General features: G+C 67.1%; 24 protein-coding genes. 13 read left to right on the top strand and 11 right to left on the bottom strand.

The window, feature by feature from the left end; genetic code table 11:
* Nucleotides 1–11: 11 nt before the first annotated feature.
* Nucleotides 12–1,268: a serine hydrolase domain-containing protein gene (locus tag ACP15H_RS01410; RefSeq protein ID WP_425064441.1), complete on the bottom strand. Its 1,257-nt coding sequence runs from the start codon at nucleotides 1,266–1,268 to the stop codon at nucleotides 12–14.
* Between the two features lie 242 nt (nucleotides 1,269–1,510).
* On the bottom strand, nucleotides 1,511–2,398 hold the full coding sequence (locus tag ACP15H_RS01405) for a LysR family transcriptional regulator (protein WP_425064440.1): 888 nt from the start codon (nucleotides 2,396–2,398) through the stop codon (nucleotides 1,511–1,513).
* A 71-nt stretch (nucleotides 2,399–2,469) separates the two neighbouring features.
* Between ACP15H_RS01405 and ACP15H_RS01400 the strand changes: the two genes are divergently transcribed.
* The 7 genes from ACP15H_RS01400 (at nucleotide 2,470) to ACP15H_RS01370 (ending at nucleotide 10,291) form a co-directional block, all read left to right on the top strand.
* Nucleotides 2,470–6,051 carry an ABC transporter ATP-binding protein gene (locus ACP15H_RS01400; protein WP_425064439.1) on the top strand — a complete coding sequence of 1,194 codons (3,582 nt, stop codon included), beginning with the start codon at nucleotides 2,470–2,472 and terminating at the stop codon, nucleotides 6,049–6,051.
* Nucleotides 6,052–6,055: 4 nt separating this feature from the next.
* Nucleotides 6,056–7,378 (top strand): LLM class flavin-dependent oxidoreductase, encoded by a 1,323-nt coding sequence (locus ACP15H_RS01395; RefSeq protein WP_425064438.1) that lies wholly within the window; start codon nucleotides 6,056–6,058, stop codon nucleotides 7,376–7,378.
* Nucleotides 7,379–7,404: 26 nt separating this feature from the next.
* Nucleotides 7,405–7,788, top strand: a complete 384-nt coding sequence (locus tag ACP15H_RS01390; RefSeq protein WP_425064437.1) for a VOC family protein — start codon at nucleotides 7,405–7,407, stop codon at nucleotides 7,786–7,788.
* A gap of 37 nt (nucleotides 7,789–7,825) precedes the next feature.
* Nucleotides 7,826–8,809: a tripartite tricarboxylate transporter substrate-binding protein gene (locus ACP15H_RS01385; RefSeq protein ID WP_425064436.1), complete on the top strand. Its 984-nt coding sequence runs from the start codon at nucleotides 7,826–7,828 to the stop codon at nucleotides 8,807–8,809.
* Nucleotides 8,810–8,875: 66 nt separating this feature from the next.
* Entirely contained in the window at nucleotides 8,876–9,580 is a 705-nt protein-coding gene (locus ACP15H_RS01380) for a DinB family protein (RefSeq protein ID WP_425069849.1), read from the top strand.
* A 65-nt stretch (nucleotides 9,581–9,645) separates the two neighbouring features.
* Nucleotides 9,646–9,978 (top strand): hypothetical protein, encoded by a 333-nt coding sequence (locus tag ACP15H_RS01375; RefSeq protein WP_425064435.1) that lies wholly within the window; start codon nucleotides 9,646–9,648, stop codon nucleotides 9,976–9,978.
* 49 nt (nucleotides 9,979–10,027) lie between these two features.
* Nucleotides 10,028–10,291 (top strand): hypothetical protein, encoded by a 264-nt coding sequence (locus tag ACP15H_RS01370; protein WP_425064434.1) that lies wholly within the window; start codon nucleotides 10,028–10,030, stop codon nucleotides 10,289–10,291.
* Here the strand turns inward: ACP15H_RS01370 and ACP15H_RS01365 are convergent.
* Nucleotides 10,258–11,454, bottom strand: a complete 1,197-nt coding sequence (locus tag ACP15H_RS01365) for an AI-2E family transporter (RefSeq protein ID WP_425064433.1) — start codon at nucleotides 11,452–11,454, stop codon at nucleotides 10,258–10,260. The two genes, ACP15H_RS01370 and ACP15H_RS01365, sit on opposite strands and share 34 nt — an antisense overlap.
* Nucleotides 11,455–11,567: 113 nt before the next feature.
* Here ACP15H_RS01365 and ACP15H_RS01360 point away from each other — a divergent pair, with 113 nt between their 5' ends.
* Genes ACP15H_RS01360 through ACP15H_RS01345 form a run of 4 tightly spaced genes read left to right on the top strand, consistent with a single transcriptional unit; the run spans nucleotide 11,568 to nucleotide 14,760 of the window.
* Entirely contained in the window at nucleotides 11,568–12,620 is a 1,053-nt protein-coding gene (locus tag ACP15H_RS01360; RefSeq protein ID WP_425064432.1) for a phosphotransferase, read from the top strand.
* A gap of 26 nt (nucleotides 12,621–12,646) precedes the next feature.
* Nucleotides 12,647–13,642, top strand: a complete 996-nt coding sequence (locus ACP15H_RS01355; RefSeq protein WP_425064431.1) for a Bug family tripartite tricarboxylate transporter substrate binding protein — start codon at nucleotides 12,647–12,649, stop codon at nucleotides 13,640–13,642.
* Between the two features lie 18 nt (nucleotides 13,643–13,660).
* Nucleotides 13,661–14,401 (top strand): alpha/beta fold hydrolase, encoded by a 741-nt coding sequence (locus ACP15H_RS01350; RefSeq protein WP_425064430.1) that lies wholly within the window; start codon nucleotides 13,661–13,663, stop codon nucleotides 14,399–14,401.
* On the top strand, nucleotides 14,398–14,760 hold the full coding sequence (locus ACP15H_RS01345) for a DUF4189 domain-containing protein (RefSeq protein WP_425064429.1): 363 nt from the start codon (nucleotides 14,398–14,400) through the stop codon (nucleotides 14,758–14,760). The genes ACP15H_RS01350 and ACP15H_RS01345 overlap by 4 nt, the downstream gene beginning before the upstream one ends.
* 7 nt (nucleotides 14,761–14,767) lie before the next feature.
* Here ACP15H_RS01345 and ACP15H_RS01340 read toward each other — a convergent pair whose 3' ends face one another.
* A complete protein-coding gene (locus ACP15H_RS01340) occupies nucleotides 14,768–15,109 on the bottom strand; it encodes a hypothetical protein (RefSeq protein ID WP_425064428.1) in 342 nt (113 codons plus the stop codon).
* 141 nt (nucleotides 15,110–15,250) lie between these two features.
* Complete coding sequence (locus tag ACP15H_RS01335; protein WP_425064427.1) at nucleotides 15,251–15,619, bottom strand: hypothetical protein; 369 nt, start codon at nucleotides 15,617–15,619, stop codon at nucleotides 15,251–15,253.
* A 95-nt stretch (nucleotides 15,620–15,714) separates the two neighbouring features.
* Here ACP15H_RS01335 and ACP15H_RS01330 point away from each other — a divergent pair, with 95 nt between their 5' ends.
* On the top strand, nucleotides 15,715–16,524 hold the full coding sequence (locus tag ACP15H_RS01330; protein ID WP_425064426.1) for a hypothetical protein: 810 nt from the start codon (nucleotides 15,715–15,717) through the stop codon (nucleotides 16,522–16,524).
* 10 nt (nucleotides 16,525–16,534) lie between these two features.
* Here the strand turns inward: ACP15H_RS01330 and ybaK are convergent, their stop codons facing one another.
* From ybaK to ACP15H_RS01310, 4 genes are all read right to left on the bottom strand, one after another.
* Complete coding sequence (ybaK, locus tag ACP15H_RS01325; RefSeq protein WP_425064425.1) at nucleotides 16,535–17,008, bottom strand: Cys-tRNA(Pro) deacylase; 474 nt, start codon at nucleotides 17,006–17,008, stop codon at nucleotides 16,535–16,537.
* A 42-nt stretch (nucleotides 17,009–17,050) separates the two neighbouring features.
* Nucleotides 17,051–18,277 (bottom strand): hydantoinase/carbamoylase family amidase, encoded by a 1,227-nt coding sequence (locus tag ACP15H_RS01320; protein ID WP_425064424.1) that lies wholly within the window; start codon nucleotides 18,275–18,277, stop codon nucleotides 17,051–17,053.
* Nucleotides 18,278–18,421: 144 nt separating this feature from the next.
* The gene (locus ACP15H_RS01315) at nucleotides 18,422–19,690 is read right to left on the bottom strand and encodes an amidase (protein WP_425064423.1); all 1,269 of its coding nucleotides are present in this window, start codon (nucleotides 19,688–19,690) and stop codon (nucleotides 18,422–18,424) included.
* The gene (locus tag ACP15H_RS01310) at nucleotides 19,687–20,994 is read right to left on the bottom strand and encodes an amidase (RefSeq protein WP_425064422.1); all 1,308 of its coding nucleotides are present in this window, start codon (nucleotides 20,992–20,994) and stop codon (nucleotides 19,687–19,689) included. The genes ACP15H_RS01315 and ACP15H_RS01310 overlap by 4 nt, the downstream gene beginning before the upstream one ends.
* A gap of 57 nt (nucleotides 20,995–21,051) precedes the next feature.
* On the opposite strand from ACP15H_RS01310, the gene ACP15H_RS01305 reads away from it, so the two are divergent.
* Nucleotides 21,052–22,656 carry an ABC transporter substrate-binding protein gene (locus ACP15H_RS01305; RefSeq protein ID WP_425064421.1) on the top strand — a complete coding sequence of 535 codons (1,605 nt, stop codon included), beginning with the start codon at nucleotides 21,052–21,054 and terminating at the stop codon, nucleotides 22,654–22,656.
* On the opposite strand, the gene ACP15H_RS01300 is transcribed toward ACP15H_RS01305, so the two are convergent.
* Both ACP15H_RS01300 and ACP15H_RS01295 read right to left on the bottom strand, forming a co-directional pair.
* Complete coding sequence (locus ACP15H_RS01300; protein ID WP_425064420.1) at nucleotides 22,653–23,543, bottom strand: DMT family transporter; 891 nt, start codon at nucleotides 23,541–23,543, stop codon at nucleotides 22,653–22,655. The two genes, ACP15H_RS01305 and ACP15H_RS01300, sit on opposite strands and share 4 nt — an antisense overlap.
* The gene (locus tag ACP15H_RS01295) at nucleotides 23,540–25,849 is read right to left on the bottom strand and encodes a xanthine dehydrogenase family protein molybdopterin-binding subunit (RefSeq protein WP_425064419.1); all 2,310 of its coding nucleotides are present in this window, start codon (nucleotides 25,847–25,849) and stop codon (nucleotides 23,540–23,542) included. The genes ACP15H_RS01300 and ACP15H_RS01295 overlap by 4 nt, the downstream gene beginning before the upstream one ends.
* Nucleotides 25,850–25,867 lie beyond the last annotated feature (18 nt).

Raw genomic sequence — 25,867 nt, 5'->3', positions numbered from 1 at the left:
AGGAGGTCCTTCTAATCCATGATCGCGGCTTGCACCATCGTGCGGAATTGATTCCTGAGCGCCACCCGGTCGGGATCGCTCACCTGAACCATGTAGATCGCCGTCAGGTCGTTCTTCGGATCGACCCAGAAGAGCGTCCCGGCATTTCCGGCCCAGCCATATTCCCCGACCGATCCCGGCAGGGCCGCCTCGCCGGTCATGGTCCGGACCTCGAAGCCCAGACCAAAGCCCAGACCGGGCGGCCGGCCCGGCCGCGTTCCGGTATGGTCGGCGGTCATGAAGGCCAGGGTCTGCTTGCCGATCAGGCGCTTGCCGTTCAGCTCGCCGCCATTGGCCAGCATGGCGGCAAAGCGCAGGTAATCCTTCATCGTGGAGGTGAGCCCGCCACCGCCGGATTCGAACTTCGCGCCATCGTCGACCTTGAAGCGCGGCGTCATCGGCTGCCCGCCGGGCCGCGGCCCGGGCTGGGCGGCGCGCTCCACCTTGGCGGCCGGCACCTGGAACTGCGTGTCGACCATGCCCAGCGGCTTGAAGATGCGCTCCGACAGCGACTCGCCCAGGGTCTTGCCGTCGATGACTTCGACGAGACGTCCCAGCACGTCGGTCGAAACGCCGTACTCCCAGCGGGCGCCGGGCGAGAAGCGCAGCGGCAGGGTCGAGAGCTTGGCCACGAATTCCTGGTTGCTCATCGACCGGTCGCCGATCTTGGCCGCGACGTAGGCCTGGTTGACCAGCGACGAGCCGCGGCCGCCGTAGATCAGACCGGACGTGTGGCGCAGCAGGTCCTGCACCGTCATCGGCCGTTCCGGATCGGAGAGCAGCATCGAATGCGTGCCATCGGCGGCGGTCTTCTCCTGCGCGACCTTCATCCTGCCGATCTCGGGCAGGAACTTGGCCACCGGATCGCTGACCTGAAGGCGCCCCTCCTCCACCATCTGCATGACCGCGATGCTGACGATCGGCTTGGTCATCGAATAGATGCGGAAGATCGAATCGGCCTTCATCGGATCGCCCTGCGCGACGTCGCGCTTGCCCAGCGTCGAGACCCACGCGACCTTGCCCCGTCGCGCCACCAGCATGACCGCGCCGGGCACCAGCCCGTCATCGACATGCTTCTGCGTCACCGCCTCGACGCGCTTGAGCTGCGCCGACGAAAGCCCGACATCCTCGGGCTTCGCCGCCATCGGCAATACCCATTCCTGGGCGCCTGCCGGACCGGCCGTTACAAGCAATGCGAGCCCCACGGCCGCGACAGCAACTCTCTTCATGACGTTTCCCCCGGTATTGATTACCCAGAGCATACGCCGCTGCGGGCGCGCCACTCCAGTGGCCCGATTAAGGATCCTTCGCTGCGCTCAGGATGACACTGTTGTTGTGGTTGGCGCATTGCGCTGATTCAAAAGCCGGTGTCATCCTGAGCGCAGCGAAGGATCCTTGTCCTGTACTTGACGGCATGACGCGCCACTTCAGCGCGGGAGTTACCGCGCGCGCAGTGGCGCGCCTCCAGCGGTCATGAGCGGCCTTCAAGCAATGGTCGCTCGCGCTGGAAGAGCGCAATGACCTCGTCCATCACGGCGCGCACGTGCGGCAGCGCGCGCAGGTCGCGATGCACCAGCAGCCATTGGTCGGCGAAGACGTCCGGGATGATGCCGCCGATCCGGCGCAGCAGCGGGTCGGGATCGGCGAGATGGCAAGGCAGCACGGCGAGGCCGGCGCCGGTGCGGGCCGCGTCGTGCAGCACCAGCCAGTTGTTGCCGCGAATCTCCGGACGGCGCCCGCCGCGAAAGTCCAATAACCAGCTTTGCCCCTGCATGCGGAGATGATCGTCGTCGAAGCCGACCCAGGGCAGCGCCGCGAGCGCCGCCGGTGTGGACCGCTTTACGGGAAAATCGCGCGCGGCATAGACCGCGTAGGCCAGCCGTCCCAGCTTGCGGGCGACGATGCCCCCCACCTCCGGCACCTGCTCGCGGATCAGGAGGTCGGCCTCGCGGCGCGACAGGTTGGCCAGGGTGTGGCTCGAAACCACCTCGAATTCGATCTGGGAGAGCTTGCGCCTGAGTTCGGCGGAGTAGCGGGCGATCAGCGCGGCGGTCGCCTCCTCGGCCGAGAGGCGGACCGTGCCACTCACCGTATCGCTGAGACCGGCGCTGCGGCGGTGGATCGACTGCGCCGCCTTCTCCATCGCCTCGGTGTCGGCCAGCAGCTCCTCGCCCGCGCCGGTGGGCACGAAGCGATCGGGCAGCCGGTCGAACAGGCGCGCGCCGATCTGCTTCTCCAGCGCCTGCACGCGGCGGGAGACCGTGGGATGACTGACGCCCAGCGCCTTGGCCGCCGTGGTCAGCGTGCCGCCGCGCGCCAGGGCCAGGAAAATGCGGAGATCGTCCCAGTTCTTGTCCATGTTCAGAAATGTACAGCGGGCTTTCCGAAATGTGGACTGACGAAAAAGACTGTTCGCCCTAGCATCGCGCCATGCACATCGAACCCCGCCTCCTCGTCTTCACCAAGGGCGTGCGTGCCCGCATCGCCGCCACCGTCGCCGTCGGCCTCCTGGGCGTGGGCTGCGGCATCGCCCGGCTCGGCCTTCTCGGCTGGCTGATCGGCCAGATCTTCGTCGGGCGGCCGCTGCAGGAACTCGTGCTGCCGATCCTGCTGATCGCCGGAGTGATGGTGCTGCGCGGCGTGGCCGAGCACTGGCGCGCCGTGCTGGCGCACGAGACGGCCGCGCGGGTCCAGAAGATGCTGCGCCGCACGCTCTACGACAAGGTCGCCTCGCTCGGCCCGGCAACGGTGGGCCGGCAGCGCTCCGGCGGTCTCACCCTGTCGATGATCGACGGCGTCGAGCAGCTCGAAACCTATTTCGGACAGTTCCTGCCGCAGTTCCTGATCGCGCTGCTGACGCCGTTCCTGATCTTCGCCGTGATCTCCTTCATCGACCTGCCGGTGGCGCTGGTCATGCTGGGCTTCGCGCTGGTCGCGCTGTTCGCCCCGGCCCTCTGGCACAAATGGGACGTGCGCGCCTCGATCGCGCGCATGACCGCCTACAAGTCGTTCGCCGCCGAGTTCCTCGATTCGATCCAGGGTCTGGCGACGCTGAAGGCGTTCGGCCAGGGCAAGGCGCGTGCCGACAAGCTCGAGGTCGAGGCGCGCGATCTGTTCCGCCGCACCATGTGGGTGCTGGGCACCAATTCGCTGGCGCGCGGCATCACCGACACCTCGATCGCGGGCGGCGCGGCCGCCGCGCTGATCTACGGCGCCTCGCGGGTCGAGGCCGGGGCCATGACGCTCACCTCGCTGCTGGTCATCCTGATGCTGGGCATCGAGATCTTCCGACCGATGCGCGAGCTGCGCTCGGTGCTGCACCAGGGCATGGTCGGCCTCTCGGCGGCGCAGGGCATCTACCGCATCCTCGACGACACGCCGTCGGTGATCGACCCGGCGCCGGCCCGTCTCGATGGGCTGCTGGCCCCCACGATCGCCTTCGAGGACGTGCGCTTCTCCTATCCCGGCACGCGCCGCACCGTGCACGAGCGGCTGAACTTCACGGCGGCTGCTGGCGAGCGGCTGGGCCTCGTCGGCTCCTCGGGCGGCGGCAAGTCGTCGATCGTGCGCCTGCTGCTGCGCTTCTACGATCCCGACCAGGGCCGCATCCTGCTGGGCGGCCACGATCTGCGCACGCTCTCCTTCGCGCAGATCCGCTCGCTGATCTCGGTGGTGAACCAGGACACGTTCCTGTTCCACGGCACGGTCGAGGAGAACATCCGCCTGGGACGGCCCGGCGCCTCGCGCGAGGAGATGGAGGACGCGGCGCGGGCCGCCAACATCCACGACTTCATCGAGAGCCTGCCGCAGGGCTACGCAACCATCATCGGCGAGAAGGGCATCAAGCTCTCCGGCGGCCAGCGCCAGCGGGTGGCCATCGCCCGCGCGCTGCTGCGCGACACGCCGATCCTGGTGCTCGACGAGGCGCTTTCCGCCGTCGATGCCGAGAACGAGGCGGTGATCCAGGAAGCGCTCGACCGGCTGATGCAGGGTCGCACGACGCTGATCCTGGCGCACCGCCTGTCGAGCGTCATCGATTGCGACCGCATCCTCGTCCTCGACCGCGGTCACGTCGCCGAGGAGGGCAAGCATGCCAAGCTGATGAGCCAGGGCGGCGTCTATGCGCAGCTCATGGCCGAACAGGCGCGCGAGCAGCAGGCCGGCGTCACGCTCGATGCGCTCGCCGCGCCCCAGCGCGCCGAGACGATCGCCAGCACCTCGGGCGGCGCGATGAAGCCCGTTACCGAAGGCATCATCAAGGCCGAGGGCCTGACCTGGTACCAGGTCGTCGTGGCGCTGATGAAGGTCATCATGCCCTGGAAGGGCAAGCTCACCGCCACCTTCATCCTGGGCGTGGCACGCGTCGTTTCCTTTATCGGCATCGGCGTGCTCTCGGCGCTCATCGTACTCGCGCTCAAGAACCACCAGCCCTATGGCGGCCTCGCCATCGCGCTGGCCATCCTGGCGCCCGTCTCGGGCATCCTCCACTGGTTCGAATCCTGGCTGGCCCACGACATGGCCTTTCGCCTGCTGGCCGAGATGCGCATCGACGCCTTCCGCAAACTCGACGCGCTGGCGCCCGCCTATCTCACGCGCCGCCGTACCGGCGACCTGATGGCGCTGGCCACCAACGACATCGAGCTGGTCGAGTATTTCTTTGCCCATACGGTGGCGCCGGCCTTCGTGGCGATCCTGATCCCCGCCGCCGTGGTCATCGCGCTGGCCACGACCAGTGGCTGGCTGGCGATCACGCTCGTGCCGTTCCTGCTGGCCGTGGGCCTGAGCCCGTTCCTCATGCGCAAGCGGGTCGACCGCCTCGGCAGCCAGGCGCGCGAGGCAGCCGGCGAGCTCGGTGCCTTCGCCGTCGATTCGGTACAGGGTCTGGGCGAGATCGTCGCCAACCAGCAGGAGCGCGCGCGCGGCGACAAGCTCGACGAGCTGTCGGAGCGCCACATCGCGCTGCGCCTGCCCTTCTTCAGCGAGCTCACGATGCAGCACGCCATCCTCGAAGTGCTGACAGGCCTGGGCGGCCTCGCCATCGTCGTGGTCGGCGCCGTGCTCGCCTCGCGCGGCACGCTCGATCCCGGCCTGCTGCCGCTGATGACGATCCTCGCCATGTCGGCCTTCCTGCCGGTCTCGGAGATCGCCCAGATCGGCCGTCAGCTCGCCGATACGCTGGGCGCGACGCGGCGCGTCTACGCGCTGGCCAACGAGCCGATCCCGGTGCGCGACGGCCGTGGCGTGCCCGCCGCACGCGGGGCGGCGGCGCTGGCGCTGGAACAGGTGAACTTCACCTATCCCGGTCAGACCCGGCGCGCGCTCTCCGACGTGAGCTTCGCCATTCCTGCCGGCAAGACGGTGGCGCTGGTCGGTACGTCGGGCGCCGGCAAGACGACGACGGCGCAGCTGCTGATGCGCTTCTGGGACCCCGACACCGGCCGCATCACGCTGAACGGCACCGACCTGCGCGACTACAAGCTCGACGAGCTGCGCGGACTCGTGGCGCTCGTGGCACAGGACACCTACCTGTTCAACGACACGCTGCGCGCCAACATCCTGATCGCCCGTCCCGAAGCGACGGAAGCCGAGCTGTTGGCCGCCATCGAGCATGCGTCGCTGGGCGAGCTGGTCGCGGCGCTGCCGCAGGGCCTCGACTCAGCCGTCGGCGAGCGCGGTACCAGCCTGAGCGGCGGCCAGCGCCAGCGGGTCGCCATCGCGCGCGCCTTCCTGAAGGACGCGCCCATCCTGATCCTCGACGAGGCGACCTCGCATCTCGACGCGGTGAACGAACAGGCGGTGCGGCGCGCGCTCGACGTGCTCAAGGCCGATCGCACGACCATCGTGATCGCGCATCGCCTGTCGACGGTACGCGATGCCGACCTGATCGTGGTGCTCGACGAAGGCCGCGTTGCGGAAAGTGGAACACACGCCACCCTGGTTTCGCGCGGCGGTCTCTATGCGCGACTGGTGTCGCGCCAGCTTGCATCGGTCTACGCGCCGGCTGCACAGTGAGAGAATGAAGCGACAGCTCCACCTCAACCTCTTCATCCAGAGTCGGGGCCATCACGAAGCTTCGTGGCGGCACCCCGACTCCTCAGCCCGCCCCCTGACCGACATCGAGTATTTCCGCGACCTCGCGCGACGCGCCGAGGCCGGCCTCTTCGATTCGATCTTCCTGGCCGATCAGCTGGCGCTGGCCGACACCGTGGCGCACGCCGCCAGCACCTGGCTGGAGCCGATCACCGCGCTGGCCGCCATCGCCGGCTCGACCCAGCGCATCGGGCTGATCGCCACGGCCTCGACCACCTATTCGGAGCCGTTCAACCTCGCGCGGCAATTCGGCTCCCTGGACCATATCAGCGGCGGCCGTGTCGGCTGGAACATCGTGACCTCCTGGCTCGCGCCGGCCGCGCGCAACTTCGGCGGCACGGCGCTCGTCAGTCACGACGAGCGCTACGAGCGCGGCGAGGAATTCGTGCAGGTCGCGAAGGCGCTGTGGGACAGCTGGGCCGACGACGCCGTGCTCGACGATCGCGCCAGCGGCCACTACGCGCGCGCCGATCGCATCCGACCGATCAACCACGAGGGCAAGTATTACCGCGTTGCCGGTCCGCTCAACATGCCGCGCGGGCCGCAGGGACGGCCGGTGTTCGTTCAGGCCGGCTCCTCCGACACCGGCCGCCGCTTCGCCGCGCGCCATGCCGAGGCGGTCTTCACCGCCCAGATGGAGAAGACCACCGCGCAGGAATTCTACGCCGATCTCAAGCAGCTCGCGGCGGCGGAGGGCCGTCCGTCCGAACATGTGCTGATCCTGCCCGGCCTCAGTCCCGTGATCGCCTCGACGGAGACGGAGGCGAAGCGGCTGGCGAAGGAACTGAACGCGCTCACCGACCCCGAAGTCGGACGCAAGCGGTTGAGCGGCCGATTCGGCGGGCACGACTTCTCCCACCTGCCGCTCGACCGACCGCTGACGCCGGAGGATTTTCCCGACCCCGGAACGGTCCAGGCCGCCCGCAGCCGCACCGAGGTCATCGTCGGGCTGGTCAAGCGCGAGAAGTTCACCCTGCGTCAGCTGCTCGCCTATCTTGCCGGCGCGCGCGGTCACTTCACCACCGCCGGCACGCCCGAGCAGATCGCCGACCTGATCGAAGACTGGTTCAACGACGGCGCCGCAGACGGCTTCAACCTCATGCCGCCCCTGCTGCCCTCGATGCTCGACGTGTTCGTGGCCGAGGTCGTGCCGCTGCTCCAGAAGCGCGGCCTGTTCCGGACGGCCTATGAAGGCAGCATGCTGCGCGATCATTTTGGCTTGCCGCGGCCGGGAACTCCGTCATCCTGATGGAATCATCGGAGGAAAAGCGAACGATGTTCAGTCACGTGACGATCGGCAGCAACGACGTGGCGAAGGCGAAGTCTTTCTACGATGCGTTGCTGCTGCCGCTCGGTCTTGTACGACACATGGATTACCCCCATGCCGTCGGCTATGGCCCCGCGGGTGGGCGTCCCCAGCTCTGGATCCTGAGTCCGATCGACAAGAACGCCGCCTCGGTCGGCAACGGCATCACGATCGGCCTCGAGGCGCCCGACCGTGGCGCCGTCGATACCGCGCACAAGGCGGCGCTGGCGGCGGGCGGCAAGGATGAAGGGGCACCGGGCGTTCGCGCCCACTATCATCCCAACTACTACGGGGCGTATCTCCGTGACCTCGACGGCAACAAGATATGTGTCGTCTGCCATCGCAAGGCCTGACCCATCCGAACCGTCCCCTAACGCGTAAATCAAGCGTATGCCCTCAATTTCACGCCGTCCGCTCCTGCTGTCCGTCGGCGCCGGCCTGCTGTCGAAGCCCGCCAGTGCCCAGCCCAGTATCCCGGACCGCTCCATTCGCATCATGGTGGGCTTCACAACGGGTGGTGGCTCGGATCTCGTGGCGCGCGCCATTGCTCCCACCATTCAGCAGCGCAAGAGCCGCACCGTGACCGTCGAGAATCGTTCGGGATCCGCCGCCCTGACGATGATCGAGATCCTCCGGAAGGCCCCGCCCGACGGCTCGATCATCGGATTGCTACCGAGCACGGTCTGGCTTCGACGGCTCACCACCCCGGCGGTCTTTCCGGTCGATCCCCTGACGGATCTGACGCCGCTCGGCATCATCGGCACGTTCGAGATGGCCTTCTGCGTGTCACCGGAGACCAAAGCGCGAACCATCGAAGAATACGTGCAATGGATTAAGGAGGGTCCCGATTCTCGTCGCCGTTTCGGTACCGCCGCACCGGAGACGTTTTCCCAGTACTTCGCCCAGCTGATCGGACGACAATACGGTGTCGCCCTCGAGCCCGTGCCCTTCAACGGCACCGGCCCTCTCTCGTCAGACCTTGCACAGGGGCGCATTCCTGCCGGCTGCGGCGGCTTGGCGTCGTTCGTCCATCAGCACCGGGGGGCGAGGCTGAGAATCCTCGTCACCTCCGGGCCGGTCCGAAATCCCGTCCTGCCGGACGTGCCGACCGTCATAGACCTGGGGCTGGGAGATTTGCAGCTGCTCGAATGGTATGCGTTCTTTGCTCCAGCGGCGCTCCCGCCGCGGTTGATCGCCGCCTGGAACCTGGAGCTGATCAATGCTGTCGAGCAGCCGGACGTACGGGCGCAGCTCACGCAATACGGGCTGAATGTCGGCGTCACGAAGCCGGACGAGTGCTCCGTCAGACTGGCCTCCGATTTCGTCCGCTGGCGAAAGCTGCTTGACAGGCTGGGCATCCGGAACGCCAATTGAGCAGCCGAGGAGGGTACCGTGACAGAGCCCCTGAAGGTCTTCTGGCAGCCCGGTTGAACGAGCTGCCTGAGACTCAAAGAGTTTCTATCGATCCGTGGGATCGAATTCGTCTCCGTTAACGTTCTCGAAGATCCGGCCGGCCTGGCCGAGCTGCAGTCGTTGGGTGCGCGCTCGGTGCCGGTCCTGTCGCGCGGCACGAAGTTCATCTTCGGACAGAGTACCCGCGAAATCGTGGCCTTCCTCGGTCTTCAGGAAAAATCGGGCCCCGAACTCTCTCCCGCCGAGCTCTACGCGCGCCTCGACAGGTTCATGAGCGCCGCCATCGGGCTGCTGCCGCTCATGCCTCCCGATAAGCTCCATGTCCACGTGCCGGGACGACCGCGCAGCTATCGGGCGCTCGCCTTCCACCTCTTTCGGGTGGTCGCCGCTTTCCTCGATGCCGAACAGGGCACGACCCTCGTCCAGGCTGCGTTCCGCGAAGAGCCGGCAGCGGATGCGGGCATGGCATCGGTGGCGGCCTATGGCGATTCGGTACAGGAGCGATTCCGAAACTGGTGGGCCCAGGGCGATACCGGCGCGGCCCGCCTGCTCTCGACCTACTACGGTCCGCAGACTCTCCATGAGCTCCTCGAGCGCACGACCTGGCATTCCGGCCAGCATGTGCGGCAGTGGATGATGCTCCTGGAGCGTGAGGGCGTGGCCCATCAGCGACCACTGGTGGACGCGGACTTCGCGCGATTGCCGATGCCGCGGAACGTCTGGGACGGCTGAGCGCAACCTCGCCGGGCGGGGAGCGTTATGTGGCAGACCTTCCCCTGACCAACCGGAGAACAACCATGCGCGTCACCAGCCACGCCAATGGCAAGGATCTGAGCAAGGAAATCGCTGCCCTCAAGGCGCAGCTCGAGGAACTTGCCGGCTCGATGAACGGAACCGGCCAGTCGCTCGTTGCACGCGGCGAAGAGGCCGTCGAGGACACGCTGAAGGCAGCCCGCGAGCTGATCGCCAAGTATGGCGACACCGCCAAGGCGATCGCCGAAGACACGGTGGCCCTGAAGAACAAGGCAACCGACACGCTCGTGGAACAGACCGAAGCGCGGCCGCTGACGACCCTGGCCGCCATCGCCGGAATCGGCTTCCTCGCAGGCTGGCTTTGTCGTCGGCAGTAGCCGGCCGACAGCACGTCCGTCTCGGCCCGTTCCTACGGCGACTCCTTCGATGATCGGCCCTCTCCTCCGGGTCGCGGCCAGTTCGGTCGCGGCCCGGTCGCTGCGCACCGCCGCGCAGGATGCGTTGAGCAACGCACTCCTCACCCTTGGCGCCGCACTGGCGCTCGGCGTTGGGGCGATCTTTCTATCCTTCTCTGCCTACGCGTTCCTGGAGAGCCGCCTCGACCCGGCGGGCGCATCGGCCATCGTTGGCCTCTTCTGGGTCTCGTTGGGTGGCGCTTACTTCGTGGCCAACCGGCGCCGCCGGACCTGAACGGGCGTCGTCGTCGAGGCGAGCGGCGGCTTCACGGCAAGGCGCTCGCTGACCGGCCGGTCCTCCGACAGAAGCACCTCCAGCCAGCGCAAGGACGGCAGATGCGCCGCCACGGTGCTGACCAGGATCAACAGCGGTACCGCCACGATCGCGCCGACCGCTCCCCACATCCACCCGAGAAAGGCAACGCCTGCGAACACGGCGACAGTGTTCAGGGCGCAGCGTCGACTGACGAAGGTCGGCGTGATGAGCTGCGACTCCACGAAATGGATGGCCGCGAGCACGGCCGGCGCCGCCAGCATGTGGACCCAGTCGTCGTAGGTCAGCAGCGCCACGAACGCCACCAGGCCAATCGCCACCGGCGGGCCGACGAACGGCACGAACGACGCCAGGCCCATCAACACGCCCCACAGGATCGGATTGGGGAAGCCCAGTAAGGCAAGCACGATCGTCGAGGCGACGGCGACCAGGGAATAGATGACCACCAGCGCGAACAGGTAGGTGCCGACACGTTCGTTGATGTCGCGCATGACCCGCGCAATCCTCACCCGGATGCGGAAGTTGATCGGCACGCGAAGGATCTGTCGCTTGTGATCGTTGCGATGGGCGAGAAGCATGAAGGCCAGCACGCCTGCGTAGCCGATCTGCAGCACCAGCGCCGGCGTCGTGCTCATGACTTCCGAGAGCAGCGACTTGTCGCGAACCACGACGGTCTCCGGCGGCTTCTTCTCCGAGTTGGCCTGCGCCGGCTGCGCCTGCGTTGCCTGCTCGACCCGGTCGGTCACCTGCTTCACGATGGCCAGCGACTTGCGCAACCCTTCAAGCTTCCGCTCCAGCGTGTAGGTGAGATAGGGCGCCTGCTCGGCCCATGATGAGAGGGCCGGCGCCGCCACGACCAGCAGGCTCGCCACCACCAATGCCAGCAACGTCACCGACGCGCCCGCTGCCGCCGTCGGGGGAAGACGAAGACGTTCGAACTTTTTCGCCACGGGCGTCAGGATCAAAGCGAGGACGATCGCCGCGGCCGTGGGGATGAGGAAATCACGCGCCAGGTAGGCCACGACGCCGACGGCGCAAACCGCCAGAACGATCAGCGGACGACGTATCGCCGACCCGCCACGGAGATTGACGGTCGGAACCCGCAGGACTGAATTTTGGGACACGGAACCTCGCTGATGGCCGACAACGCGTTCTTGACGGGGGAGTTCCGCACGTTCCTCCCTGCGGGATGCAGCGTTTGCGCAAGGCCGCGCGCGGCCGTTAGGCTCGAAGCCGCATGCCGACATACGCTGACACCGTCCCCGTGATGGAGCGCCACCGTTTCGACGTGGCCTCCCTCGATCGCTACTTCCGCGACAAGCTCGAGGGCTATCGCGGCGGACTCGAAGTCCGGCAGTTCGATTCCGGCCATTCCAACCCGACCTTCTTCGTCGCCGCCGACATGGCGGACGGCCGTCGCGACTTCGTGCTGCGCAAGAAGCCGCCTGGGCAGCTGGTCGCCTCGGCCCATCAGGTCGATCGCGAATTCCGCGTCATCTCCGCCCTCGCAGCGACCGATGTGCCCGTCGCGCCCGCGCGGCTGCTCTGCAGCGACGACGCCGTCATCGGCCAGATGTTCTATGTCATGGAGGCCGTGCCCGGCCGCATCCTGGTAAACCCGGCGATGCCTGGTCAGACTCCCGCCGAGCGAACGGCCATCTTCGATTCGATGAACGACGTGCTGGCGCGCCTGCACAAGGTCGACCCGCTGAAGGTCGGTCTCGGCGACTATGGCCGCAGCGGCCAGTACATCGCCCGCCAGATCTCGCGCTGGAGCCGGCAATATGCCGAGCTCAAGACCGAAGACATTCCGGCCATGGACAAGCTCTCGTCCTGGCTGCCCGAGAACATTCCCGACGATGGCGATCCCACCACCATCGTTCATGGCGACTACCGGCTCGGCAACCTGATCGTCCACCCGACCGAGCCGCGGGTGGTGGCGGTACTCGACTGGGAACTGTCGACGCTGGGGCATCCGTTGTGCGACGTCGCCTACAACTGCCTCGGCTACCATCTCAAGGAGCCGCCGCACGGCTACGCCACGGTCGACTTCGCGGCGCTGGGAATTCCCACCGAGCAGGACTATGTCGCCGCCTACTGCCGGCGCACCGGGCGCGCCTCGATCCCCAACTGGAACTACTACCTCGCCTTCTCGCTGTTCCGCCTCGCCGCCATCGCGCAAGGCGTCTATCGGCGCGGGCTGCAAGGCAATTCGTCGAACCCCGAATCGATCAAGATGAGCAAGTCCGCGAGAGAACGGGCCGAGCTCGCATGGAGTCTGGTTACGTAACAATAAGAAATCCGGAGGAAACAAGAATGACGATCAAGAAGATCGGCCGACGCACTTCGATTTTGATGACCGGCGCAGCACTGACGGCTCCGCTCGCCGCCAGCGTGCGCGCACAGCAGACCGGCCTGCCCGACAAGCCGCTGAAGATCCTGGTCGGCTTCCCGGCCGGCGGCGGTACAGACGTGATGGCGCGCCTGATCGCCGAGCCGCTGAAGCAGCGCACCGGCCGTAACGTCATCATCGACAACAAGGCCGGCGCCTCCGGCACCATCGCCGTGGGAGACCTGAAGAACACGCCCGCCGACGGCACGACCATCGCCTACGTGCCCTCGGCCACCATCGTGCAGAAGCTCACGATGCCCGGCGTGCCGTTCGACCCGATGACCGACATCGCCCCGATCACCCTGGCCGGAACGGTCCAGACCGCCTTCTGCGTATCGCCGACCCTCGGCGTCGGCGACCTCAAGGAATATGTCGAGTGGCTGAAGAAGAACCCGACCCGCGCCTCCTTCGGCACGACGGCGCTGGGTTCCTTCACGCACTTCTTCGGCGTCATGGCCGGCAAGGCGGTCGGCATCCCTCTGGAGCCGGTGCCCTATCGCGGGGCCGCCCCGCTGGTCGCCGACCTTCAGGGCGGCCATATCGCGGCCGGCTGCGGCGGCATCACCGACTTCCTGGAGCATCATCGCGCCGGCAAGGTGAAGGTGATCTTCACGTCCGGCGTGAAGCCCACCACGTCGGCGCCCGAAATCCCCACGATCAGCCAGCTCGGCTATCCGCAGCTTTCGATCCTCGGCTGGTACGTCTTCTTCGCACCCCCGAAGACCCCGGCCCCGCTGATCGACGCCTGGGCCAAGGAGCTGAAGGCGGTCCTGGCGATCCCCGAAATCCAGAAGAAGCTGGTCGAGCTCGGCCTCGACGTCGAGACCTCGACGCCCGCCCAGTTCACGGAGCGCATGTCGGCCGACCTCGCACGCTGGAAGACGATCATCGATTCGATCGGCTATAAACCGCAGGGTTGATCCAACGGAGACGAGTGCATGCCGATCCTCAAGCGGCCCGATGCCGAGATCCACTACGAGGTCCACGGCAAAGGCTTTCCGCTCCTGCTCTACGCGCCGGGTGGCCTGCGCTCGTCGATCGAATTCTGGGGGCCCGGCGCCGACGGCGCGCCGCGCGCCTGGATGGACCCGCGGACTGCGCTCGCCGACAGGTTCACCGTGATCTCGATGGACCAGCGCAACGCCGGCAAGTCGGTGGCCGACGTGAAGCCCGACCATGGCTGGCACACATTTGCCGCCGATCACCTGGCGCTGATCGACCATCTCGGCTTCGGGCGCTTCGCCGTGATGGGCGGTTGCATCGGCGGCAGCTACTGTTTCGAGGCGATCGAACAGGCGCCCGACCGCGTCGCCGCCGCGGTGCTGCAGAATCCGATCGGCCTGTGGGAGAACCGCGACACCTGGGACGAGTCCGTGAAAGGCTACGGCGCAACCGTGCGGGCGCGCGACCCGTCGGTCACGGAAGACACGATCCAGAGCTTCGGGCAGAACATGTTCGGGTCGGACTTCGTCTTCTCCGTCACGCGGGATTTCGTCAGAGACTGCAGGACGCCGCTGCTGCTGCAGCCCGGCACGGACAAGCCGCACCCCGCGCATACCAGCGACGAGATCGCCGCCCTCGCGCCCAACATCGAAGTCCAGAAGGACTGGCGCGGGCCGCAGTTCCTTCAGCCGTCGATCGACCGCGTCCGCACCTTTCTCGAGAAGCACACGCAATGATGAAGAAACTGACGATCCTGATCGCGACCCTGCTCACGACGACCGCGACGGCCCAGGCTCAGGAAGTCTGGGGGGCCGTGGCGACCGACAACGAGCGCCTGTTCGGCGTCGCCGTCGGCATGGCGACGCGCGAGGCCGCCGAGACCTCCGCGCTGGCCGAATGCGGGCCGCTGGCCTGCAGGATCCGGATGGCCGCGCCGCAGCGCTGCGTCGCCTACGCCCACAGCGACAACGGCCAGGCTTCCGGTTACGGCGCTGCCCCCTCGAAACAGGAAGCCGAACAATCCGCCTGGAACGAGTGCAACGCGCGGGTGCCCAGCAATTCCTGCACGGTTCGAAGCGCCCGCTGTTTCGAGTAGCTTCCCATCAGAACGCACTGCCCGAGTGCGCCAGCAACCACTTGCGTGCTTCGTGGATCGAGCGAAACACCTGGACGGGGCGTTCGTCCAAGGTGAGCGACATGAACAGCCGCGCCAGCTCACCACGCTCGCTGTCGGCCACGATAGCGAGCGGCCCTCGCGGCCTCGTCAGGGGCACCGAACGCAAGCGCTCGGCAATGGTCTCGAGTTCGTCCTCGCCGATCGCCGACGTGGCTGAGGTGATGTCGAAGATCTTCCGATAGGACAGTGTGCCGCTGTCGATCAATTGCTTCACGAGCGTCGTAAGATCAGCCAGGGAAATCTCGCCGCGGGCCACAACGACAGCCATCCGATCCGGCGGAAATATATCGAGCGTGAGGGGCATAAGACCTGTATGTCGTGCCGGGCTGCAACTTACATCCAGTCTTTCTACCATGGGACGGTAGACGCTTGCACCCCGGCGGCAAAAAGAGCGGCACCGGGCCGATCGTTACGCCTTCTCGTCGAGCCACTTTCTTGCTTCATGGAGGCTCTGGAAGACCTTCACAGTGCGCTTGCCTTCGGTGAGTTTAGCGAAGGTTTCGGCATTCTCGGCTGCCTGCCCGGGGCTGACGACGAAGGCCAGGGGACCACGCGGTCTGTCGTCGTTCTGCGCCAGCACGAGATTCGCCATCGCCTGGACTCCGGCCTTGTCCATCGGGGTCGTCGGTGACGCAATGTCGATCAGCTTGCGATAGTGCACGACATCGCTTGCCAGGAACTGCTGAACGGCGTTGCGAACGTCGTCGGCGGTGAATGTCCCGCGGACGACGGCGATGACCAGCCGGTTGGGGTGAAAAACGTCAATATGGATCGGCATGGATCACGGCCCGAGCTGCCCACATTTCACCGCATCCGTGCGGGAGGGTAGCGCGCTTACCATGTCCGGCCGTTGGTGAAAACAGGAGTCGTAGGGTGGAGAAGATCGCCGTCATCGTGGTCGTGGCTGTGGTGGCCGGAGCCGCGCTCTACCTGTTCAGCCGCAATGTCTCAGCCCGGCAGCGGTTGATGCGCTCGGCTGCGGCCACCCTGGCCGGCGCGCTGGCCGCAGCCGGCGCGGTCTACGGGCTCGAGGCCCTGACCGGCGACGATGCCCAGATGGTGGACAATGCGATGACGGAAGCGCGCACCTTGCCGCTGGTCGGGCTTGTGCTGGTCGACGCTCCGGATGCCGAGGCACGACTGCGCACGGCGCTTAAGGAAGAAATGCGCAATCCCACGACCCAGGGAGCGCCGCGTCCGCTGGTGCTGATGAGCGAACTGCGCGCCAAGTACATCGTGCCCGCTCTGCGCGCGGCCGACGCCGCGGACGCGGAAGGCGTGCTGGCCGCGCGCATTGCCCTGATGCGACATCTTCGCGGCACCAACGTCGCGGCCTGCCGCGAACTGGCGCTGATCGGGATCCAGCATGGCGACCGGCTCGACCCGCAGGGCCAGCAATTGATGCGCAACATGCTGACGGCGATGGAAAAGGCCTATCGCACGGGCCGGGCCTCGATGAACGCCGGGGCGGCCGCGCAGCCGCCCGTGCCCAACGACACCGAGGCGCAGGCGCTGCTCGTCGAGGCGGGACTCACGCCGGCCGATTTCGACAAGCTGCAGAACCTGGCGAAGCTGTCGGCCGAAGAGGCCTGCGAGTTGGGCATTCGCCTGAACGCCACGCCGTCCAAACTGCCGCCGGACAGGGCGGGCGGCCTGGCGCGCTATCTGGCGGCGGCGCAGTAGCAGGACGGCGCTACGCCACCAGGGGCGCCACGACCGCCTTCAGCGCCACGATTGCGTCCTGCGGCGACAGGCGGACCTGCAGGCCGCGCTGGCCGCCGTTGAGATAGACCAGGTCGTGCGCCACCGCTTCGGCCTCGACGGCGGTGCGTACCGACCGCATCTGGCCGAACGGGCTGATGCCCCCCACCTTGTAGCCGGTCATTCGCTCGGCATCGGCGGGCTTCATCATTTCGGCCGACTTGCCCTTGAAGGCGGCGGCCAGTTTCTTCATCGAGACCTCGCGATCGGAAGGCACGATCACGCAGGCGGGTTTGCCGTCGACCAGGGTCATCAGCGTCTTGAGCACGCGCGCCGGCGCCTCGCCCAGCGCCTCGGCGGCCTGCATCCCGACCTTGTCGGCGTCGGGATCGTAATCGTAAGTGTGGACCGTGAAGGCGACCTTCGCCTGCTCCAGCGCCTTGGTCGCGCGCGTGACCTTCGACATCCCTGCTCCTCGCTCGGAGGAACAGGATAGCGTCGTCCTCGGTCAGTTTCCCTTCAGAATTTTCGCCGTGGCGTCAGCGAAGACCTGACAGCCCAGCACAATGTCGGCGTCGTGGGTGTTCTCGGTGAAGTGATGCGAGATGCCGCCGATCGAGGGCACGAACATCATCGCCGCCGGCATCTTGAGGCCGATCACCTGGGCGTCATGCCCGGCGCCCGACGGCATGCGCACATGCTTGTCCGGCGCATGGACCGAAGCGGCCTCCTCGATCGCCTCCAGGAACCGCTCGTCCATCAGCAGCGGCTGGGTGCGCGAGAGGTTCACGCATTCGACGGTGCAGGGGCTGTTCTTCTGGTGATCCGCCACGATCTCCATCAGCTTCGCCTCGAAGGCCTGCAGGACCTTCTGGTCGGCGTCGCGGAACTGAAGAATCATCTCCGCTCGCCCGGGAACGATCGCCGGCGCACCCGGCTCCAGCACCATCTTGCCCACCGTCCACACGCTGCGCGGCCCGGAAACGGCGGGGAACTTGTCCATCACGTCGTTGTAGAGCCGCATCATGGCCACACCGGCATCCTTGCGGATCGGCATGGGGGTCGTGCCGGCATGGTTCTGGATGCCGCTGAAGGTCAGCCGGAACTGCATGATGCCCACGATCGCGGTCACGATGCCGATGTGCTTCTCGCCCGCTTCCAGCAGGCCGCCCTGCTCGATATGGGCTTCCAGATAGCCTCGATACCTGCCCTCTTCGAGATGCTCGCGCGGCACGCCTTCGAGGCCGGCCGCCTTCAGCGCCTCGCGCATGGGCGTGCCCTCGTCGCGGTGCTTGGCTTTGTCGATGTCGGCCTCGGAGAAGATGCCGATGAAGGACCGGCTGCCGGTCATCTGGCCCCAATGGCCCTCCTCGTCGGCCCAGGAGGCGACGTCGACGGCGAGATGCGACGTCTCGGGATCTTCCGCCAGCGCCCGCGCCACTTCGAGCCCGTAGATCACGCCCATGACGCCGTCGAGCCAGCCGCCGCGCGGCTGGGTATCCGAATGCGAGCCAATGAGGATTCGCGGCCCGGTCTTCGGGCTCTTGCCGATCACCGTGCCGATGCCGTCGATGACCGGCTCCAGGCCCGCTTCCTTCATGCGCGCCACGAGCCAGTGCCGGCTCTCCACGTCCTGTGGCGACAGATGCGGGCGGTGCACGCCGGTCTGGTAGCGGCCGAAATCGGCAATGCGCCGGAGGTCGGCGAGCAGTCGTTCACCATTGATCGTGGGCATATCAGTTCTCCTCCACCTCATCCTGAGGAGCGGCCCCCCGGGCCGCGTCTCGAAGGATGGGAACCCGCACCGAGTCTGTTGCCCATCCTTCGAGACGCGTCGCTACGCGATGCTCCTCAGGATGAGGATTTACTGTCCTGAACATCAGTTCAAATGCGCCGCGACCCAGGCGGCAAGGGAAAGCAGCTGGTCGTCGGCATGACGGAGGCCAACGAGCTGGACGCCGAGCGGCAGGCCCCGCGGACCGGTGCCGGCCGGCAGGGTCACGCACGGCGTGCCCGCGAGCGTCCAGATCGAGTTGAAGACCGGATCGCCGGTAAAGGCGATCCCTTGCGGCGCCTCGCCGGGGGCACTGGGAGTCAGAAGCAGGTCGACCTTATCGAACAGCGAATCGACATGGACCTTGAAAGCCGTGGCCTTGCGCTGGGCGGCAACGTAGCGATCGAAGGAAACAGCAAGGCCGCGCTTCATCGGGCCATTCATCAGCTCGTCGCTCACCTTGTCGGGATTGCGCAGCCGCTCATCGGCATAGTTGCGCACGCTCTCGAAGCCGGTGATCGCGGCATGGTCGTCGATGATGTCGGCGAACGGGGCGGCAAAGGCCACGTCGATCACCGACGCCCCCTTGTCCGAGAGCCTGGTCGCCGTCTCCTCGATCAGGGCCTTGGTCTCCGGCTCGGCCTTGTCCCAGACCGGCGAACGGCAGACGCCGATGCGCGGGCGGCCGATCTCGCGATCGATGCGGACCGGCGGGAGCTTCAGCACGGCCGCGCGGAACAGCGCAATATCGTCGAGTGTGCGCGCCATCAGGCCCAGCGTGTCGACCGAGTGGCACTGCATCTTGATGCCGACGCGGCTGAAGTCGCCGAAGGTCGGCTTGTAGCCCACCACGCCGCAATAAGCAGCCGGCCGGATCACCGAGCCGCCGGTCTGCGTGCCGAAGGCAAGCGGCACATGGCCGTCGGCAACCGCCGCGGCGGACCCGGACGACGAGCCGCCGGGTGTATGCGCGGGATCGTGCGGGTTCGTGGTGGCGCCGGCATGGCGATTGGCGAACTCCGTCGTCACCGTCTTGCCCATGATGACGGCATTGGCGGTCCGGCAGAGCGCCACGCAGGCGGCGTCGCCGAACGGCACCTTGCCCTCGAAGATCGGCGAGTTGTGGCCGGTCGGCATGTCGTAGGTGTCGATGATGTCCTTCACGCCGACCGGGATGCCGCGCAGCAGCCCCCCGCTCGTCGCATCTGCGGCCTTCGCCTGGGCGATCGCCTGGTCTGGATCGAGATGGGCCCAGGCCTTCACGATCTCGTCACGCTGGGCGATGCGGTTGAGATAGCCGCGCACCAGTTTCTCGGAAGTCAGCGTGCCGGCCTCGATGGCGGCCACGGCTTCGACGGCGGTGATATCCTTCATGACAGGACGCTCCGCGCCCAGGCGGCGATATCGAGCAAACCCTTATCCTCATGCTGGCGGCCGACCAGTTGCACGCCGACCGGCAGGCCCGTCGGCCCCTTGGTCAATGGCAGGGTCACGCAGGGCATCCAGAGATAGGTCCAGAGCAGGTTGAAGGTGGCGTCGCCCGTCCGCTCGAGACCGAGGGGGGCTTCGCCCTTGGCCGGCGCGGTCAGGATGACGTCGATCTCATCGAACAGCGCGTCGACGGCGGCCCGGCCGGTCTCGCCGAGTTTCCGGGCCGCCACCCAGGTCGCATAGTCGATCTTCGAGCCGACCTCGAGCTTGTCCCTCTTCAGGCTCTCGCTCAGCAGCCCGGGGAAACGCCGCGCCTCGTCGGCATGGGCGCGCGGTCCGTCGAATGCCGAGAGCGTCTTCTGGCCCTGTGTCATGTCGCGCACCGGCGCCGGAAGCTCGATCTCGCTCACCTGCGCGCCGGCCCTGGCGAAGGCCGCCGCGGCGTCGTTCACCGCCTGGGTGCCCTCGGGCGACAGCTCATCGCGATGATGGGTGAAAGCGACGGCGATCCTCGGCGGGCGATCGAGCCGGCCGATCGGCACGAAGGGGATCGCCATCAGGGCCGCCCGGAACAGGGCGATGTCCTCGACGCTGCGCGCATAGGCGCCGATCGTGTCCAGCCATTCGGTATTGGCCTTCATGCCGGCCGGCGCGAAATGACCGTAGCTCGGCTTGTAGCCGACGATGCCGCAGAAAGCGGCGGGACGGATGACCGAGCCACCGGTCTGCGTGCCGGTGCCCAACACGCTCTGGAAATCCGCCACAGCCGCCGCCGAGCCGGACGAGGAGCCGCCAGGCGTGTGCGCGGGATTGTGCGGGTTCTTCGTCGGGCCGGGATGGCGATTGGCGAACTCGGTCGTGACCGTCTTGCCGAGCAGGATGGCGCCCGCCTCACGCGCCAGCGCCACGGTCGCAGCATCGGCGAGCGGCTGGTGCGTGCGGTAGATCGGCGAGCCGTAGGTGGTGGGCTGGTCGAAGGAATCGATGATGTCCTTCACGCCCATCGGGATGCCGTGCAGCAGGCCCTTGCGTGGTCCGCGATCGAGCACCCTGGCGGTTTGCAGGGCAGCCTCGCGCGCGAGATGCGACCAGGCGAGCACGTCGGCGTCGCGCTGGTCGATGCGTTCGAGATGATCGCGCACGATAGATTCGGCGGTTGCCGTTCCGCCATCCAGTCGTTGCGCGAGTTCGGTAGCGGTAAACGTGTTGAGCGCGGCCATGATCGCCAGCAAAACAGCAAGAACCATGCCGCGTCCAGTGTGGCTCACTTCGTGCTTCGTGCAACGGAACCACGGAGGTTTTTCATGCTGACCCGTCGCGCCGCGCTTCTTGCCGGCACCGCGCTTTCCCTCATCGGCACGAGCTCGGCGAAAGCGCAGCAATCCGCGCCCCTGCGGATCGCGATGACGCTGGCCGACATTCCCGCGACCGACGGTGCCCCCGATCAGGGGACCGAAGGCATCCGCTTCATGGGCTACACGATGTACGACACGCTCGTCGCCTGGGACCTGTCATCGGCGACGGCACCGGCAAAGCTGGTGCCCGGCCTCGCGACCAAGTGGTACCAGGATCCTGCCGATCCGACGAAGTGGATCTTCGAGCTGCGCCAGGGCGTGAAGTTCCACGACGGCTCGGACTTCAATGCCGACGCGGTGATCTTCACCCTCGACCGTACCCTGAACGACAAGTCGGCCGCTTTCGATCGCGCCGGCCGCAGCATCCTGATCGCCGCCGTCTGGCCGTTGATCGGCTACCGCAAGATCGACGACTACAAGGTCGAGATGCAGACCAAGGGCGTCGACACGATCTTCCCCTCGCTGCTCAACCGTTTCCCGATCGCGAGCCCGGCGAACTTCGAGAAGGTCGGCCGCGACTGGCAGGCCTATCGCAAGTCGCCCTCGGGCACCGGCCCGTGGAAGATGAAGGCCTGGACGCCGCGCGAGCGCGCCGAACTGGAGCGCAACAACGACTATTGGGACAAGGCGCGGCTCCCGAAGAGCGAGAGAATGGTGCTGTTGCCGATCCCCGACGTTTCAACGCGCACCGCCGCGCTGCTGTCGGGCCGGGTCGACTGGATCGAGGCGCCCGCTCCCGATTCGCTCGACAAGCTGCGCGCCGGCGGCTGCAAGATCGAGACGAACGCCATCCCGCATATGTGGCCCTATACGCTCAGCATGCTGCCGGGCGCCCCGACCGCCGACATCCGCGTGCGCAAGGCGCTGAACCTCGCGGTCGATCGCGACGCGATGGTGAAGCTGTTGAACGGCCTGGCCGCTCCCGCCGTGGGATGCGTCCCGACCGATCATCCCTGGTTCGGCAATCCGACCTTCAAGATCCGCTACGATCCGGCGGAGGCGAAGAAGCTCCTGGCCGAGGCCGGCTACGGTCCGCAGAAGAAGCTCAAGATGAAGGTCGCGATCTCGACCTCCGGCTCGGGCCAGATGTACCCGCTGATCATGAACGAGTTCATCCAGCAGCAATTCGCGGAAGTCGGCGTTGAACTCGAGTTCCAGGTCATGGACTGGAACGCGCTGCTGAACTTCATGCGCCAGGGCGCCAAGGCTCCCGAAGCGGCCGCCTTCAGCGCCATCAACGTGAGCTGGAACACGATGGATCCGCACAATGCCTTCATGCGCTTCGTCGACAGCCAGCAGGTCCCGCCGAAGGGCTCGAACTGGGGCTACATCAACGATCCGGAATTCGACAAGCTCGCCGCCGAGGCGCGCAGCACGGCCGACCCGGCGGAACTCGACAAGGTGCTGGCGAAGATCAACACCCGCATGGTCGACGAGGCGGTGTTCGTATGGTTCGTCCACGACGTCTGGCCGAACGCGATCTCCTCTAAGGTGAAGGGCTACGTCCATCCGAAGAGCTGGTACGTCGACTTCTCGCCCATCACGGCGGGCTAACCCTGCTTTCGCTGCGACCAGCCGATATAGAGTCCGGCGCCGACGATGATGGCGGCGCCGATCCAGCCCACGAAATCCGGAAAGTCGCCGAAGAAGAGGTAGCCCACGACCACCGAGCCGATGAGCTGCATGTACTGGAACGGCGCCACGATGTTGGCCGGTGCATAGGCAAGAGCCCGCGCCACGAAGTAATGGCCCATGGCACCGAGCACGCCGAGGCTGCAGAAGAAGATGATGTCGCGAGCACCGTGCGGCGTCTTCCACACGAACGGCAGGACCAGCAGCATGCCGAAGCTGCCGACGATCGAGCTGTAGATGGCCGAGGTCTCGGGCGTATCGATGGCGGAGATGAGGCGCGTGAGCACCTGATAGACCGCGTAGCAACACGCGCTCAGCAGCGAGAGCAACGCCGCCCACTGGAAGACCGCGCTGCCCGGCTGGATCAGGATCAGCATGCCCACGAAGCCCACCAGGAGCGCCACGATGTGGCTGCGCGCCGCGCGTTCGCCGAGCACGAGCCAGGCGAGCGGCAGCACCAGCAGCGGCGCCATCATGGTGATGGCGGCGGCCTTGCCCAGCGGGATGTAGACGATGGCGAGAAAGCTCGCAGCATTCGACGTGAAGAGCATCAGCGAGCGCATGAGCTGCGTCCCCGGCCGGCGCGTGCGCAACATGGCGAGCCCGAAACGGGGCACGAAGAAGATCAGCATGAACACGATATGGCCGAAGGCCCGCGCCCACGAGATCTGCAGCGTGTTGTAGTCGGCCCCGAGAAACTTCGCGAAGCCGCTCATGACCGGGAACAGCAGCCCGGCGCCGCACATGAAGAGAATGCCGGCCAGGATGCGCTGGCCGGGACGCGCCGGCTGGGCCGCCGGTCGCTTCAACGCCCCGGCTTCGCGGCCCGCAGCGCCTCCCAGATGCGCAGCGGCGTCGCCGGCATCTCCAGACCCTCGACACCGGCCGGACGCAGCGCGTCCAGAACGGCGGCCATCACGGTCTGCGGTGCACCGATGCAGCCCGCCTGGCCGGAGCCCTTGACGCCGAGTGGATTGGCATCGGTCGGCCGCTCCACCAGTTCGATGTCGAAGAAGGGCAGGTCTGTCGCACGCGGCAGTGCGTAATCCATCAGCGAGCCGCTGAGCAGCTGACCCGATTGCGGATCGTAGACCGTGTGCTCCACCAGGGCCTGGCCGATCCCCTGCGCGAGACCGCCCTGCACCTGCCCCTCGGTGAGCATCGGGTTGATCAGGCGGCCGTAATCGTCGACCGCGGTGTAGCGCAACAGGTCGGCGGCGCCGGTCTCGGGATCGATCTCGACCTCGGCGACATGACAGCCGCTCGGGAAGGTGAAGACGTCGGTGATGTTCAAGACGTGCTCGCCGAGCCCGGGCGACATGCCCTCGGGCAGGTTCGCCGCCTCCTGCGCGCTGCCGGCCAGCGTCGCGAGATCGATGGCGCGATCGCTGCCGCGCACCGTGAAGCGCCCCTGGTCGTAGTCGAGCTCATGCTCACTGGCTTGCAAGAGATGGGCCGCCAGCTGCCGCGCTTTGGACAGAGCTGCATCCATCGCCTTGACCAGCGCCGCGCCGCCCATGTGCATCGAGCGCGCGCCGCCATGGCCCGCCCCGCTCCTGACGGCCCGCGTATCGGCCTGGACGTAGTGGAACGCCTCGATGGGCAGGCCGAGATGCCGGGAGGCGATCTGGGCGAACGACGTCTCGTGCCCCTGCCCGTTCGATTCGGTGCCGACGGCGATGGTCACGCTGCCATCCGGCTCGAAACGCACTTCCGCACCCTCGTTCGGCGCGCCACGCGACGTCTCGAGGAAGCAGGCAACGCCCAGGCCGCGCAACCGACCTCGCGCGCGGGACTCGGCGCGCCGCGTCTCGAAGCCCGGGGCGCGCGCCACGGCAGCATCGAGATTGGCCACGAAGCCGCCGGAGTCGATCGCCATGCCCATCGCGGTCCGGTGCGGGAACGAGGCGATCAGGTTCTGCCGCCGCAGGTCCGCCGGATCCCGGCCGAGCACCCGCGCCGCCGCCTCGATGGCGCGCTCGACGATGTAGTTGGCCTCGGGCTTGCCGGCGCCGCGATAGGCGTCGACCGGCACCGTGTTGGTAAGGGCGCCACGCACATCGACGGCGATCACGGGAATGTCGTAGACGCCGCCCTGCGCCGTGGAGGCGGCGACTACCGACGCGCCGGGCCCATTGGCCGACAGGTAGGCGCCGAGATTGGCGACCATGGCCACGTCGAGTGCCAGGATACGGCCCGTCGCGTCGAGCGCGATCCGCGCCGTCGCCTCGATGTCGCGCCCCTGCGCGCCCATCACGAAGTCTTCGGCACGGTCGGCCAGCCAGCGAACCGGGCGCTTCAGGCGACGCGCGGCCCACAGAAGCAGAATCCACTCGGGATAGAGGAAGTTCTTCATCCCGAAGCCGCCGCCGACATCGGGCGCATGGAGTTGGATTCGCTCGGGTGCGACCTTGAAGACGAACTCCGCGAGCTGGCGGCGGATGCCATGCAGCCCCTGCCCCGTCAGTTCGAGATCCATCGTGCCGGTGGCGGCATCGTAGCGCGCGATCCCCGCGCGCGGCTCGAGCGGCACGACGATGACACGATTGTTCGTTACGTCGAGCTCGACGATGTGTGCGGCGTCCTTCATCGCCTCGGCGACGGCGGCATGGTCGCCGCGCCGCACGTGATAGACGAGATTGCCCGGCGCCTCGTCCCAAAGGGCAGGCGCGCCGTCTGCCAACGCCGCGCGACCATTGACCACCGACGGCAGCGGCTCATATTCGACCTCGATCCGCTCCGCCGCTTCGCGCGCAAGCTCTGCACTGTCGGCCACGACGAAACAGACCGGATCGCCAACATGGCGGACGCGTCCCGCCGCCAGCGCCGGGCGCGGGGGCACGATCAAGGGCGTCACGGCGGCAAGGCACGGCATGAGCCCCAACCCGTCCGCGGCGAGGTCGTCTGCCGTCGCGACCAAATGCACGCCCGGCAATGAGGCCGCCGGTGCGACATCGAGGCGGCGGATCAGGGCGTGGGCATGGGGCGAGCGCAGCACGAAGCCATGAAGTGCGGCAGGCTCGGCAATGTCGTCGACATAGCGGCCGCGACCGGTGAGGAACCGTGCGTCCTCGAGGCGGCGAATCGATCTCGTGTCGCGATGTCCATCCGCCATGTGCTCTCTCCCCAACCG

Source organism: Reyranella sp. (genome assembly GCF_965249915.1).
Classification (GTDB): domain Bacteria; phylum Pseudomonadota; class Alphaproteobacteria; order Reyranellales; family Reyranellaceae; genus Reyranella.
This window is presented reverse-complemented; position numbering and strand designations above follow the sequence as displayed.